Origin of the sequence: Flavobacterium sp. PL11 (assembly GCF_035985025.1) — a bacterium.
Lineage (GTDB): Bacteria > Bacteroidota > Bacteroidia > Flavobacteriales > Flavobacteriaceae > Flavobacterium.
Map to the genome: position 1 here is coordinate 44,583 of NZ_JAXCIA010000018.1, position 16,149 is coordinate 60,731.

The 16,149-nt window shown below is 31.6% G+C and carries 10 protein-coding genes; all 10 read left to right on the forward strand.

Going from position 1 to position 16,149, the window contains the following annotated elements; all coding sequences use genetic code 11:
- The first annotated feature begins 185 nt into the window (after nucleotides 1-185).
- The 10 genes from RCH18_RS10690 to RCH18_RS10735 all read left to right on the forward strand — a co-directional run bounded on the left by RCH18_RS10690 (nucleotide 186) and on the right by RCH18_RS10735 (nucleotide 16,125).
- The gene (locus RCH18_RS10690; protein ID WP_326936749.1) at nucleotides 186-2,168 is read left to right on the forward strand and encodes a polysaccharide biosynthesis protein; all 1,983 of its coding nucleotides are present in this window, start codon (nucleotides 186-188) and stop codon (nucleotides 2,166-2,168) included.
- Nucleotides 2,169-3,329: 1,161 nt separating this feature from the next.
- Nucleotides 3,330-4,106, forward strand: a complete 777-nt coding sequence (locus tag RCH18_RS10695; protein ID WP_326936750.1) for a polysaccharide biosynthesis/export family protein — start codon at nucleotides 3,330-3,332, stop codon at nucleotides 4,104-4,106.
- A gap of 13 nt (nucleotides 4,107-4,119) precedes the next feature.
- The gene (locus RCH18_RS10700) at nucleotides 4,120-6,516 is read left to right on the forward strand and encodes a GumC family protein (protein WP_326936751.1); all 2,397 of its coding nucleotides are present in this window, start codon (nucleotides 4,120-4,122) and stop codon (nucleotides 6,514-6,516) included.
- Nucleotides 6,517-7,498: 982 nt separating this feature from the next.
- Nucleotides 7,499-9,898, forward strand: a complete 2,400-nt coding sequence (locus tag RCH18_RS10705) for an SLBB domain-containing protein (RefSeq protein WP_326936752.1) — start codon at nucleotides 7,499-7,501, stop codon at nucleotides 9,896-9,898.
- Between the two features lie 87 nt (nucleotides 9,899-9,985).
- The gene (locus tag RCH18_RS10710; protein ID WP_326936753.1) at nucleotides 9,986-11,050 is read left to right on the forward strand and encodes a Wzz/FepE/Etk N-terminal domain-containing protein; all 1,065 of its coding nucleotides are present in this window, start codon (nucleotides 9,986-9,988) and stop codon (nucleotides 11,048-11,050) included.
- A 10-nt stretch (nucleotides 11,051-11,060) separates the two neighbouring features.
- A complete protein-coding gene (locus RCH18_RS10715) occupies nucleotides 11,061-12,011 on the forward strand; it encodes a GDP-L-fucose synthase family protein (protein WP_326936754.1) in 951 nt (316 codons plus the stop codon).
- A 226-nt stretch (nucleotides 12,012-12,237) separates the two neighbouring features.
- Nucleotides 12,238-12,609 (forward strand): GxxExxY protein, encoded by a 372-nt coding sequence (locus RCH18_RS10720; protein WP_326936755.1) that lies wholly within the window; start codon nucleotides 12,238-12,240, stop codon nucleotides 12,607-12,609.
- A 230-nt stretch (nucleotides 12,610-12,839) separates the two neighbouring features.
- Complete coding sequence (gene gmd, locus RCH18_RS10725) at nucleotides 12,840-13,913, forward strand: GDP-mannose 4,6-dehydratase (RefSeq protein WP_326936756.1); 1,074 nt, start codon at nucleotides 12,840-12,842, stop codon at nucleotides 13,911-13,913.
- Between the two features lie 246 nt (nucleotides 13,914-14,159).
- Nucleotides 14,160-15,419 (forward strand): oligosaccharide flippase family protein, encoded by a 1,260-nt coding sequence (locus tag RCH18_RS10730; protein ID WP_326936757.1) that lies wholly within the window; start codon nucleotides 14,160-14,162, stop codon nucleotides 15,417-15,419.
- Between the two features lie 7 nt (nucleotides 15,420-15,426).
- Nucleotides 15,427-16,125: a CatB-related O-acetyltransferase gene (locus tag RCH18_RS10735; RefSeq protein WP_326936758.1), complete on the forward strand. Its 699-nt coding sequence runs from the start codon at nucleotides 15,427-15,429 to the stop codon at nucleotides 16,123-16,125.
- Nucleotides 16,126-16,149: the final 24 nt, after the last annotated feature.

Sequence of the window (16,149 nt, forward strand, 5' to 3'; positions counted from 1 at the left end):
GTAATCGTTAAAATTGTGGTAATATTTAATAAAATAGCTATTTTAAATAGAATCATAAAACAGGAAATTAGTACTGTGTTTAATTCATGAGCTGCTTTAATAAGATAACATTCTGTGATAGCAGCACTATAAAATTATGTCTCAAGCTAATGCAAACGCAATAGCTGGATCAGCCAAAACCTAATATGAAAATCAACTCCTTTTTTGATAATAATAACAGTAACGACATTATTAATAATGATTTTTTTGCGAAGAGGTTTCTTAAAAAATATATTGGTAATTTAGATTATCTTCCGCGTTGGATCATTTTTAGTATCGATGTCATTATTTTGTTAATTGCTAATGCTATAACTTACGCATTACTTACAACATTAAAAATAGATTTTTATCCTACTATCAATACACCATTGCGATTTAGTATTATCATAATGGTCAATATCATCTTCTTTTTAGTATTACGTACCTATTCAGGTATCATTCGACACTCTTCCTTTATTGATGTTTTAAAATTATTGCTTTCAACAGGTTTTTCATTTTTATTTTTAGTGGCTTTTCATTACGGAGCCTATCTTTTTTATAATGTAAAAATATACGTGGTTCCGTTTTTATTTATTAATTCCATAATCACTTTTGTGTTACTATTTTTATTTCGAATATTCGTCAAAAAATTATTTGAAATATTTAAACGTGAAAATAGTACCTCAACAGTTTTAAAGGCGTTAGTTTATGGTGTTGATGGCAATGCTATTTTTGTGGCCAATGCGTTGAAATCAGAGATTCCTTCACGTTTTAAGCTGGTTGGATTTATCAATAAGTCACAAAACAAATCATCCAAAACGATTTATGGTTTACCTATAGTAGATTTAAAAAGAAGTATTCCTGTTTTGATGCGATCTATGAATGCCAATGCCTTAATATTAGCCGACAAAAGCTTGACTATTCAAGAGAAAACTGCAATCGTGGATTTGTGTTTGGACTTCAATCTTAAAGTTTTTACACTTCCAGCGATTACTGATTGGGAAGATGCCAATGAAATCTCTCAGAAAGTTAAAAAGATTGAAATAGCTGATTTATTAGAGCGCAATCCAATTGTACTGGATAATAAATTAATATCACAACAAGTAAAGTGCAATACCGTTTTAATAAGTGGGGCTGCAGGTTCTATAGGCAGTGAGATCGTATGGCAGATTTTATCATTCCAGCCTAAAACCATTCTGATTTTAGATCAAGCAGAAACTCCATTACATCATTTATCACTAGAACTAAGTAAAAATAATTCGACCGTTAAGATACATTCAATAATTGCTGACATTAGAGATTTAAAAGTTATGGAAGCTGTTTTTCAGCAATATGGCCCTACCATTGTGTATCATGCAGCTGCTTATAAGCACGTTCCTTTGATGGAGGAAAATCCTGCCCAGGCGATATTTACAAATGTAAGAGGAACTAAAAATTTAGCTGACTTATCTGTGAAATACAATGTGGAGCGCTTTGTAATGGTTTCTACAGATAAAGCTGTAAACCCAAGTAATGTGATGGGAGCAAGCAAGCGTATTGCCGAAAAATATGTACAATCACTATTTTGTAGAGATAAAAAAGAAGGTTTGAACGGGACAAAGTTTATTACCACTCGTTTTGGAAATGTATTGGGGTCTAATGGATCAGTAGTGCCGTTGTTTAGTAAACAAATTGCAGCAGGTGGGCCTGTAACCATTACTCATCCTGATATCATTAGGTATTTTATGACTATCCCTGAAGCATGTCAGTTAGTCTTAGAAGCTGGTGCTATGGGAAATGGTGGGGAAATCTATATTTTTGATATGGGAAAACCTGTAAAAATTATAGACCTGGCACGTAAAATGATAAAATTAGCAGGGTTTGTACCTGACCAGGATATCGAAATAAAAATTGTAGGATTAAGACCTGGTGAAAAATTATACGAGGAATTGTTAAACGATGAATCTAAGACAGTCCCTACTCACAACGAAAAAATAATGATCGCAGAAGAAGATCACACCGATTTTGAAAATTTACATCATTCAATAGATGCGTTGCTATCACTTGCAAGCTTATTTGATAATGATGCTCTAGTTTCAAAAATGAAAGAAATTGTGCCAGAATTTAAAAGTATGAATTCTACTTATGAATTATTGGATAAAGTACATTAATTAATTCTTAGCGCGTTTTTTGTGTAAGTAACTTATCATAAGGACTAAGCATTATATGATGTCGCATTTTTAAATTAAAAAAAATTCATAATATTGTGATTTTGAATATAATGCAATATCATTAATTCGTTTGACTTTACGATATTTAAACTTTCGACTTACTTATTTTGCGGCTAGTAACAGTAATGCTATTTTGTCTAGTTAAGCTTTTCAACAAGTGCTAGTTGAAGCGATTATCTTTGTAAACCTTCGATTGCGGTTAGGACGACCAAAATAATGTTCCTAAAATAACTTTTAGTAAAAATAAGTATTGCTAATGAATATCTTTTTTTAGCATCAAATCACTTTTAAGATTTAATGCTTTTTGATCTAAACTTTTGTTCAATCAGCTTAAAAACTAAGTGATGCCACTTCATATTCGAATACACTGTAGTAAGGTATTGATTTTTTGTCCGGTTGAGCGTAGTCGAAACCCTTTACCTATGTCATATTTAATCTCAACTAGAGCCTGCCCTGAGCGCAGACGAAGGGCCTGTCCTGAGCGCAGACGAAGGAGCCTGATTTGACAAGAAATAAAATAGTAAATTCAATACACAATTCTTATAATCTATATTATTTGCGCCTGAATTTTGTTAAGAGTACAAATTGTTCTGCATAAAAAACCACTTTATTTTGAATATACCCTAGGAAGGGCATTGATTTTTTGTCCGGTTGAGCGTAGTCGAAACCCTTTATCTATGTCATATTTAATTTCGACTAAAGCCTGTCCTGAGCGCAGGCGAAGGAGCCTGATTTGACAAGAAATAAAATAGTAAATTCAATACACAATTCTTATAATCTATATTATTTGCACCTAGATTTTGTTGAGAGTAAAAATAGTTCTCCTTGAAATTTAAAAGTAGTGTCATTCATTATTTAAGCTTTATAAAGTGGTGTGAATTACTGCAATTTGTATCGAATGATAGTTTAACCGAAATGATTGATATTTATTTCATCTTAATTATTATTTTTACCGCTAATATCTTAAGTTGTCATTCTGTATTTTAAAATTGTAGTATCGCTCTTATTTTGTTTTGTTTAATGATGCTATTTAACTTTATATCTAAAATTAAAGTACTAACTTCGCGGACTTTAAAAATCAAGTTTAAATCCATTTTTTTGATGAAAAAAATAATCTTTTTTTTAATTACGATATTTCTATTTTCTTGCACGCCAAAAAAGGATGTGGTTTACTATCAAAACATTGATAATTTGCCTCCTCAAGCCTACTCTAATTCGTACGAGATACAAATACAGCCAGATGATTTATTATCTATTATAGTATTTGCTGAAGATCCTGAAATTGCCAGTCCTTTTAATTTGGCAACTACTAATTTGCAGAAATCAATTAAAAGCGGTCAATCTGGTGGTCAAGGAGCAATGCAACTTTATTTAGTTGACGCAGATGGAAATATTGAGTTTCCTGTTTTAGGCAAAATAAAAGTTAGCGATTTAAGTAGAACTGACGTTTTAAATATGTTCAGATCTAAAATTGCAGTGTATATAAAGAATCCTATTGTCAATATACGGATCGCAAATTTTAAAGTGGCTATTCAAGGTGAGGTAAAATCAGCTGGAGTTTATAACATAGAATCAGAACGAATTACGTTGATAGAAGCCCTATCGATGGCGGGAGATTTGACTATTTATGGCAAAAGAGATAACATATTAATTATCAGAGAAATCAATGGTGTGAAATCTTTTAATAGAGTAGATATTACAAAAGGTGATTTTATTAATTCTCCTTTTTACTATTTGGCTCAAAATGATGTGGTTTATGTTGAACCTAATAAAAACAAAGTGAGAGCTGCTGCTGTAAATCCTAACACAACATTAATTTTTTCAGTGACCTCTATATTGATCACTATAGTGAGTTTAATTATAACAATTACAAAATAATCTTTTTTAGAACATGGTAAATAATGAGTTTGATAACGATTTAGAAAATGATTTTGATTTAAAAAAAATTATAGGCAAATATTTAGTGCACTGGAAATGGTTTTTACTTTCTTTGGTTGTATGTGTGTCCATTTCCTTTTTATATTTAAGATATACATTGCCACAATATCAATCGAGTACTACTGTTTTAGTAAAAGATGATAAAAAAGGAGGCATGCAATCTGAATTAAGTGCATTTTCCGATATGGGTTTAACAAGTGGCTTTAAAAGTAATTTGGATAATGAAATTCAGATTATAAAATCTAGAACTTTAATTGAAAGCACGATCAAAAAACTAGATTTAAACGTTAGTTTAATCTCTCAAGGAAAATTTGTTGATAGACCTGTTTACAAACAAGCTGCCATTGCGGTTGACTTGTTAGGCTCGAAGAGTAAATTTTATCAAAACAGTTTCAAATTAAATTATAAGTCTTTATCAAAAGAAACTTTTGAATTGACAGAGGATTTGAACGATGGTAAGTCAAAAGTGCTTTTAAATGCAACGGCAACTTTTCGTTATGGACAAATCATTAAAACCGCTTATGGTGAGATTATCATAAATAAAACTGGCTTAGTTTCTAATTTTGAAAAAAGTGATAATGTACTAAAAATTATAGTAAGTTCGCTGGAGAATGCAACTGCAAGTTTTAAAGCTAGGTTAAAAGTAGAGGCGTTGAGTAAAACTAGTAGTGTAGTTGAAATATCATTAGTAGATGCCACTCCCGCAAAAGCAGTCGATTTTCTTGACAATTTAGTGCAAGTTTATAATTATGAAGCTGCAGCTGACAAAAACTTTATATCAGAAAACACTTCTAAATTCATCAATAATAGATTAGAAATTATTACTGATGAATTAGATGGTGTAGAACAAAATGTAGAAAAATTCAAGACTTCTAATAAAGTAACAAATATAAAATCTGAGGCCGAAAATTTTATTTCTGCCTCTAGTGAGTACGATAAGCAAGGGCTTGCTACTGATATACAATTGAATGTGGTTTCTTCTTTATTAAGTTTTATAAAAAAAAGTAATGCAACTGATTTACTACCTACAAATATAATATCAGGTGAAGGTGACGCAAGTGGTCTTATAGGTTCGTACAATCAATTAATTTTAGAACGTAATAGGATTTCGCAATCTGCGACCATAAACAACCCAACTGTAGTTAAGCTAGATCAGCAAATAGCTTCATTAAAGGATAATGTGATTGCAAGCTTGATGCGTATGCAATCTGCATTAAATATACAAAAAAGAGACATAAACAATAAGGAAGGTGTTTTAAACTCAGAACTGGAGCGAATTCCAGTAAAGGAACGTCAGTTTAGAGTTATCGAAAGACAACAAAAAGTTAAGGAAGAACTTTATTTATATCTACTACAAAAAAGAGAAGAAAATGCTATATCTCTAGCAGCCACTGCGCCAAATGCCCGTGTGGTTGATTCTGCTAAATCGAGTGGTGGTCCAATATCGCCAAAAAGTAATATAATATATTTAGCGGGGTTAATGTTAGGATTATTGATCCCGTTTGGTATAATATATTTAAAAGATTTATTAGATACAAAAATAAAAGGCAGATTCGACTTAGAGGGTGCCAGTCAAATTCCATTTCTTGGGGAAGTACCTACTTCAGATTCCCCTTCAGAGCTAATCAAGCCTGAAAGTCGCAGTAGTTCGGCAGAATCTTTTCGTATTATAAGAACTAATTTAGAATTTGTTTTGAGTAATGCTGATGAAAGTACAGCTAAAACTATATTTGTTACCTCAACAATACCTAAAGAAGGGAAGACTTTTGTATCTGCTAATCTAGCTGCAACTTTCGCCTTATCAGGTAAGAAAGTCTTATTAATTGGAATGGATATTAGAAATCCTAAATTAGCTGGTTATTTTACTATCCCTGAAAAAGGGTTTACCAATTATTTGTCCTCTAATAATTTACTAATTGACGATTTAATCATCAAACAAGATGGATATTCTAATTTATATTTATTGCCATCAGGGGTGATTCCGCCTAATCCAGGTGAACTTTTAATGAGTAATAAAGTAAATAGTATGTTCAAAGACTTAAAATCAAAATACGATTACATTATTGTAGATACAGCGCCGGCAAGTTTAGTTGTTGATACCTATTTAATTGCAAAGCATGCTGATTGTTTTGTCTATGTAGTACGAGCTAATGTATTAGAAAAGAGTATGTTAGGTTTTGTTAAAGGAGTAAATGCTGAGCAAAAATTACCAAATATGTGTCTGTTACTAAATGACGTCAATTTGAATAAAGGCTATGGATACGGCTACGGCTACGGATATGGCTATGGTTACGGTTATGGTCAAGAGGTTGAAAAGAAGCCATGGTATAAAACATTGTTTAAAAAGTAATATTATTTATTTATAGATAAATTTGAAAACGGTATGTATATTTATTACATATCGTTTTTTTATTTAATCTATTGTTTTGTTTGCTTATCAATATTTTGCAGTTATACCAATTCATCTTTAAATATACTGGAAAAGGTTCTGATTTTTGTGAGATTGAGGGTTGACGACACCTTTTTTATAAGTCATATATAATTTTGACTAAAACCTGTCCTGCGCGCAGATGAAGCCTGTCCTGAGCGTAGACGAAGGAACTTGTCCTGAGCGTAGACGAAGGAGCCTGATTTGACAAGAAACAAAACAGTAGAAACAAAACCCAATTGGGGATAGATTTCTAAACATTATATTATTGAATTTAACAGCCTATGGTTATTAATTGATAAATCCTTAATTTGAGTAAAAAAATAATTATCGTTTAATTATGTAATTTCTACATATCATTAAAGATAAGACCAAAACTTAAATGGTTAGTAGCGGAGATATTATTTACTTCTATATAGTTAAGCGTTTAGAATATTGATTAGCTTTTTATTATCGTCTGTTTTAAATGTTTTAAAAATGTATAGGTGCTCTGTAATAATAAAGTGTTTGCTATGATTATAAGAATCAAAGATTAGTATAAATTTATTAAATAGGTCATTCGTGTAATCGTTACTTTTTGCTTAGCTCAGCAGAAACAGGTTAATCGCTGTAGGAATAGTTTGAAAAGTCACTATTGAAATTTTATTGCTACTGAACTTCCTCTGTTTATAAGAATTATTTAAAGTATCAGGCGGTGCACATCATAAAAGACAACAATTAACTAAAAGTAGTTTTTAAATTATAATTACTGTATTTTTGCGCAAATTGAAAAAAAGCTATTTCCCAGAATTATGGGATTTAGTGCGGCGAAGCCGTTGGTATTCCTTTTATTTCGAAAAAATATAACGTTACAAAAATGAATTATATAATACACAATTTAAAGACTATAATAACAGGAAATAATATGAAAAAAGTAATTTTTGCTATAGTATTTTGTTTGTCATTTTTTCAGTCAACAACAGCCGTTGCTCAAGACTTACTTAAAAGCTCAAATTTAAGTACTCTAAAAATAGATTCTCTATCAGATACTGATATTGTAAATATTAAAGCGCAATTACAATCCAATAGTGTTTCTATAGATCAGGCAGAAAGTATTGCATTATCAAAAGGACTACCTGCAGCTGAGTTTGTTAAATTAAGACAAAGACTTTCGAGTCAGCAAGGCAATATTATTACTAAAACCAATTCAACAGTAAAAAAAGATGCTGCTAGGAGTCAGGAAAAAGTTGTCAATACTAAAAGTAAAGATCTAGCAAATAGTCTCGTTTTTGGGTCTGAACTTTTTGATAATCCCACATTAAATTTTGAACCTGATTTAAAATTAGCTACGCCGGTCAATTATATTCTAGGGCCAGGCGATGAGTTACAAGTTAGTGTATATGGTATTCAAGAATTCAACGCGACTATTCCTGTGAGTGTAGAGGGAAAAGTATCCTTACAATATGTAGGTGAAATTCCTGTTGCAGGAATTACTATTGAAGCAGCCACTCAAAAAATAAAAATAGCCTTTGCAAGGGTGTACAGTACGGTCAGTTCAGGACAATCACAAGTGAGTGTCAGCTTAAGTCGTATAAGAACTATAAAAGTTACCATAATAGGAAGCAGGCAACCAGGTAATTATTCCATATCATCATTAGCAACTGTTTATAATGCCTTATTTTTAGGTGGCGGTCCTGCCGTAAATGGAAGTTATAGAAATATTGAATTGTTACGAAACAATAAAGTGTTTAAGATAGTTGACATTTATAACTTTTTAGTCAAAGGCGATCAGTCTGATAATGTGGGTTTAAAGGATAATGATGTAATTAGAATTCCAGCCTATAATCAACGCGTTACGGTTGAAGGCGAAGTAAAACGCGCTGGTATATTTGAAATGAAAAAAGGCGAGACATTCTCAGATTTATTGAATTTTGCATCCGGTTTTACTGAGTTTGCTTATACAGCGTCAGTAAATGTATTGCAAAAAACCAGTAAAGAATTTAAGGTAAAAGATATAAAGGCCGATGAATTTAATACCTATAAACCATTATCTGGTGATGTATTTAGAGTGACAAAAATTTTAAATCGTTTTGAAAACCGTATTACAATCAAAGGCGCTGTTTTTAGACCAAATACGTATTCATTTAGTGAGGGAATGAAAGTGTCTGAAATAATTACTCGTGCAGAAGGTCTTACAGAAGATGCCTATAAGCAAAGAGGAACTATCATTAGATTAAAATCAGATTTGACCACTGAAATTATAAATTTTGATGTATCGCAAGCGTTAACTGGCGATATCCGGCAAGATATAAGCTTAAAGAGAGAAGATGTCATAACAATTTATTCTATATTAGATTTCAAGGAAAATTTTACCATCAGCATAAATGGTGAAGTAAAAAATCCTGGGCAATACAATTATTATGATAATTTGACTTTAAATGATCTAATTGTTCAAGTAGGAGGATTAACGGGCTCAGCTTCTAAAAGAGTTGAAATAGCACGGATGATTATTTCTGATGAAATTGACGATAATAGTCTATTGAAAGCAGAACTATTTACTATCGAAATTACTCCAAATAATAATGAACAAGCTCAAAATTTTGAATTAAAACCGTTTGATGTAGTTAGCATTCGCAAAATGGCAATGTATGATAGACCAGAGTCCGTTACGCTCTCAGGCGCTGTTAATTATCCTGGTAATTATGCATTAGTGAATAAAAAATCAAAAGTATATGAACTCATTCAGCGAGCAGGCGGATTAACAGCTTTAGCAAATAGTGAAGGTGTACGAATTAAAAGACCGATACAAGCAAAACAAATAGAAGATCTTGAAAATATAAATTTGAATTTAGGTCAGAATGATAGTATTCAAAATGTATTAAAGGCAGGTAATCAGTACTCTACTATTCCGCTAGATTGGAAAGCGATTGTAAAAAATCAAGATGATAATGCGAATGTAACATTAATAGCAGGTGATCAAATTGAAGTAGCTCTTTTTAATGAAGGCGTAAAGGTTGCAGGAAATGTACTTTTAACATCTGAGATTCCTTATGTGAAAGGAAATTCTTTTAACTATTATATTAATGCGGTAGGTGGTATAAATGCAAAAGGATGGAAGAAAAAAGCATATATCATTTATCCTAATGGTAAAGCGGCTGTGGCTAAATCATTTCTGTTTATAAGATCCTATCCTAAAGTGAAACCAGGTTCGCAGATCATAGTTCCTGAAAAACCAGAGGTAAAAAAGGCTAGTGTAGGGGAATTTGTCAGCATAGCAGGAATCTTAGCGAGTTTAGCAGGAGTAATTATTGCGATATTAAGATAAGAAATAGTTTATTCCACAATATAAAAGCCTTTTCAAACAATTATTTCAGATCGAATATAATGAAAGGGAAAAAATGAGAACAAAAATATGAGCGGACAACCCCAGAACGATGAAATATCATTAAAGGAATTAATAAACAAAATTGCTGAATGGTTTAATTACCTCTTATCTCAATGGAAGATAATTTTATTAGTTGGAATCATTGGAGGTTTATTAGGCTTAGGCTATTCATTTATTAAAAAACCGGTTTATACGGCTACTTTATCTTTTGCTCTTGAGGATGAAAAGAGTGGCGGTGGTTTAGGCGGTGCATTGGGGTTGGCTAGTTCTTTTGGTTTTGATTTAGGCGGCGGCGGAGGAAGCATATTTACTGGTTCAAATTTAAATGAATTATTTAAATCGCGCTCTATGGTAGAAAAGACCTTATTAACTCCTGTTGTATATCAAAGTAAAACGATTTCACTCGCTGAAATGTATATTCAAGAAAAAGAGTGGAGGGAAAAATGGGAGAATAAACCAAAATTGAAAAATATCACTTTTTTACCAGAAACTAGTCGCGCTAGTTTTACTAGAGTTCATGACAGTATTATGGGAGTCATGTATGATAATTTATCTAAGTCAGGACTTAGTGTCGGGCAAAGAGATAAGAAAATTGATATTATCACCATTGACGTCAATTCGACTAACGAGTTGTTCGCTAAATTTTTTATTGAAGCTTTGGTAAAAGAAGTGTCTGATTTTTATATTGATACTAAAAGTAAAAAAGCACGCCAAAATATGGCTATTTTACAAAAACAAACCGACTCCATTCGCGGTGAATTAAACAGCGCTATAACTGGAGTTGCAGTTGCTAATGACAATACATTTATGTTGAATCCAGCACTGAATGTTCGCAGAGCGCCTTCTGCTCGCAGGCAGGTAGATGTGCAGGCCAATACGGCTATCTTAACAGAATTAGTAAAACAAACGGAACTAGCCAAAGTTACATTGCGTAAAGAAACGCCATTAATACAAGTAATTGATAGCCCAATTTTACCTCTGAAAAAGGAAAGATTAGGAAAGGCAAAAGGAATTGTTATTGGAGGAATTTTAGCTGGATTTTTGGTAGTGATATATTTGCTTACTAGAAGAATATTATCACAGTTAACTTAACAAAATACAGATGAATACTGGTACTAAAATTTATATAGCAGGTCACAACGGAATGGTGGGTAGTGCAATTTGGCGCACGCTTACTGCAAAAGGATATACAAACTTGATTGGTATTTCAAGCAAAGAATTAGACTTAAGAAACCAGCAATCGGTTAAAGATTTTTTCGCTAAAGAAAAACCAGAAGTAGTAATTGACGCAGCTGCTAGAGTAGGAGGTATTCTTGCAAATAATAATTTTCCATACCAATTCTTAATGGAAAATATGCAAATTCAAAATAATCTTATTGATACCGCATTACAATCAGGTGTGGATAAATTTATATTTTTAGGGAGTTCTTGCATCTATCCTAAATTAGCTCCACAACCACTAAAAGAAGAATATTTACTTACGGATTCTTTGGAGCCAACCAATGAATGGTACGCTATTGCAAAAATTACGGGTGTCAAAGCGTGTCAGGCTATTAGAAAACAATTTAATAAAGATTACGTTAGCTTGATGCCAACCAATCTATATGGGACTCATGATAATTTCGACTTAAATTCTTCGCACGTTTTGCCAGCAATGATCCGTAAATTCCATGAAGCAAAACTAAAGGGCAGTGAGCCTGTCGAACTGTGGGGTAGCGGAACACCAATGCGGGAATTCCTTTTTGTAGATGATATGGCTGAAGCTGTGGTTTTTGCATTAGAAAATAAATTACCCGAATATCTTTATAATATCGGGACAGGAGAAGACTTAATCATAAAACAATTAGCAGAAACCATTCAAAAAATCACAGGACATCAGGGAGAAATTATTTGGGATGCTACAAAACCTGATGGAACACCACGAAAATTAATGGATGTTTCAAAGATGCATGCATTAGGCTGGAAACATAAAATACAGTTGGAAGAAGGAATCCAGAAAACATACAATTGGTTTTTGGAAAATTTAGATAGTTATAAGGAAGTGAAGTTATAGTTTTGTTACACAGAGTAGCGCAGAGTATTCCACAGTGTAACTCAGTGAAACAAAAAATTATATATTTAAAACTTACACAGTGTAACTCAGTGTAATACACAGTGTAACTCAGTGAAACAAAAAATTATATATTTAAAACTTACATAGTGTAACTCAGTGTAATACACAGTGTAACTCAGTGAAACAAAAAAATCCACAGTGAAACAAAATAAATCACAGTGAAACAATGGAACTAGATACAATAACCGGTAAAATTTTATCTGCTGCATTTAAAGTCCATTCCGCTTTAGGACCAGGACTTTTAGAATCATCCTATCAGGCATGTTTAAAGTATGAGCTACAAAAAGCTGGATTGTTTGTAGAAACTGAAAAGGCACTTCCCTTAATATACGAAGAAGTGAAGTTAGATTGTGGTTATAGAATTGATATACTGGTAGAAAATCAAGTTATTGTAGAACTAAAAACGGTGGATCAATTTACAGATGTTCATATAGCACAAGTATTAACTTATCTAAAATTTTCAAATAAAAAAATAGGGTTATTATTAAATTTCAATACCAAAAGTTTAAAGAGCGGAATAAAAAGAGTTATTTTATAAAATTTTTAATTTTGATTTCTATCTCAAATGCCTTTAACATTTGTAAAAGTTTAATATTACCCTACAATAATTAGAAACAGAGTCGGTGTAGTTTTATAAATTTTTATAAAACAATACTACGATTTTAGGTATCATACGGTACTAAAAAATTCAATAACCAAAAATTAATTTCTAGAAAACTTTGAGTAACTCAGTGCATAACACAGAGAAACTCAGTGAAACCAAAAAAAATGAAAGTAGCACTAATCACAGGAATAACAGGTCAAGACGGATCCTATTTAGCAGAATTACTGTTAGAAAAAGGATATATGGTTCACGGTGTTAAACGACGTGCATCCTCTTTTAATACGCAGCGTATTGATCATATTTATCAAGACCAACATGAAGCACATGTGAATTTCAAATTGCATTACGGTGATTTAACGGACTCTACTAATATAATACGAATTATTCAAGAAGTGCAGCCTGATGAAATTTATAATCTTGGCGCAATGTCTCATGTGAAAGTTTCCTTTGACTCTCCTGAATATGTTGCTAATGTTGATGGTATAGGTACTTTAAGAATACTAGAAGCAGTTAGAATTCTAGGTTTGATGAAAAAAACCAGAGTTTACCAGGCCTCAACTTCAGAACTTTACGGAGGATTGGCTGAAAACAAAAATGCTGCTGGTTTCTACGATGAAAACTCTCCATTTTACCCTCGTTCTCCTTATGGAGCCGCTAAGATCTATGCCTATTGGATCACTAAAAACTATCGTGAAGCCTACAATATGTTTGCCTGCAATGGAATTTTATTTAATCATGAATCTTCACGACGTGGTGAGACCTTTGTAACTCGTAAAATAACGATGGCAACTGCCGCTATTGCTAAACGCAAACAAGATTGTTTATATCTTGGAAATCTTAATTCTCAAAGAGACTGGGGACATGCCAAGGATTATGTAGAAGCCATGTGGAGAATTTTACAACAAGATATTCCTGAAGATTATGTAATTGCAACTGGAGTGACTACCTACATTAGAGATTTTGTAATTATGGCTTTCGCCGAGGTAGGAGTTGAGTTGCTCTTTGAAGGAGAGAATGAAAATGAAACAGCAAAGGTAGCGGCTTGCAACAATCCTTTATATCATTTAGAAATTGGCAAAATTATAGTTCGTGTAGATCCTGAGTATTATCGTCCTACTGAAGTTGATTTACTAATTGGAGATCCTACCAAATCAAAAACGCAATTAGGATGGGAACCGCAGTATGATTTAGCTGCGTTGGTAAAAGAGATGATGGAGAGTGATTTGAGGTTATTATAGACGTAATTTTAATACAGTTCCATTAAAGAGATTTGTTTCCTGTACTAAACTTAGACAACAAACACCTTGTTATTTATATCGTTATTTTGTTAGTTATATATTTAAGCTGTGAACAGTAAATTAATAAGTGTTTACAAAGTTACTTAAGAATTGTAATTCTTAAATATTTTTTTTATGATCAAGTCAAATTGGTAAATTTAACTTTAATCACCAAAAAGTTTAAAATAAATTATAGTACTGCAATCAATGAAGAATAGAATAAAAAACGTTCAGATAATTTTTAGTAAAAATAAAAAAGTTGTAGAAAACTACTTTTTTATGACTCTACTGCAAGTGCTTAATTCCTTATTTTATTTTTTAATTTATCCTTTTTTAATTCGTACTCTTGGAATAGAAAATTATGGTTTATATGTATTTGCTTTGTCTATTATTACTTTTTTTATGAGTTTTGTCAGTTTTGGCTTTGATTTACCTGCAGCTAAAGCAATTGCTTTAAGTTCAAACGATGAACTTGAAAAATCTAAAATCCTTTCTAGCGTCTTTACTGCTAAAGTATATTTATTCATTTTTTCAGCAATTATTTTGTCATTTTTAGTCATTTTAATTCCTTCACTAAAAACGAATTGGGTACTTTATTTTATTGTATTTATTCAAATAATAAGTGGTATTTTTTTTCCACAATGGTATTTTCAAGGTATTCAAAGGATGAGTATAGTCACTTATATTCAATTAGCTTTTAAACTAATTTCTTTACCATTTATTTTTCTATTGATTCATAAAGGTGTTGATTATGTATGGATATTTGCATTGATTATAAGTCTCTCTAATATATTAGGCGGATTTATGGCTTCCTATATAATTCGATTCCGTGACAATTTAAAAATAAATTGGATGCCTCTCGATATAGTAAAAATTTATTGCAAAGACGCTTTACCATTTTTTTGGACTTCATCTATTACCATTGTAAAGCAACAAAGTATTTCTATAATTATTGGAAGTTATTTTGGTATGAGAGATGTCGCCTTATATGATTTAGCTTATAAAATATTTTCAATCCCTAATATATTGTTTGGAAGTATAAACGGTGCTCTTTTTCCGAAAATCGCAAAAGAAAATAATAAAGATACTATAAAAAAGATTTTAAAATGGGAAACATACGCTGGATTGGCGGTAATTGTTGCTGTTGTTTTATTAGGTGAATATGTAGTTTTATTTTTAGGAGGTCCAATGATGTTGGATTCGTATCCTATAGCTATTGTATTGAGTTTTGGTGTTCTTACATTTTTATTAGTTAGCGGATATATCAATTTTATATTTGTTCCAAAAAATAGATATTATCTTATTACTCAAAATCAAGTCATTGCTTTCATTGTTTTTGTTTCTTTAACTGTAGTAGGTTTGGTTATTTGGAAGAATATTTTATCGATTGCTTTAGCGTGGTCAATAGCGGGTTTATTTGAAATAGCTTATTGTAAATTTTTAATAAAAAAATATAAATTAATGTAATTTCAATATGAATATTTTAATTATAAAAATAAGACAATTTAACTCAGTAGTTAGAGTCTTTGGCTCGAAATTTTTAAGAATATTTGAGCTTGCCATATTAAGAGCTGAATGGGATATTAAAAATAAGAATAATGATACATACCCAGTAAGCTACTTTCCTATAAATTTAGTAACAATTGGAGATTACACTTATGGTCCCATCAACGTTTATACTTATGAGTCTTGGAATGAGGGTTTAGAAATCGGGAAGTATTGCTCAATTGCACGTGATGTTAAATTCATTTTGGGAGGAAATCACAAAACTGATTGCTTGATGACTTTTCCTTTACTAAATAAATTTGGAGGTAATAATGTAAATGATGCAACTTCTAAAGGTAAAATTATTTTAGAAGATGATGTATGGATAGGTGTAGGATCAACTGTATTATCTGGAGTCCGGCTGGGTCAAGGATGTGTTGTTGCAGCGGGATCAGTAGTGAGTAAATCATTTCCTCCTTTTGCCTTAATTGGGGGTGTACCTGCAAAAATTATAAAAATGCGATTTGAGGATGAGGTCATAAATAAATTAAAAAATGAGGATATAAAGCTTGGGAAAATTCATCCAAGTGAAATAATGCAAGTTATTGATTCTTTCAATATTCCGTTAAATAAAGAGTCGGTTGATGATCTGATTTTTATCTTAAAAAAAAATGGTTTTTTTAAATGATTTTACAAATATGATTTAGTTTTT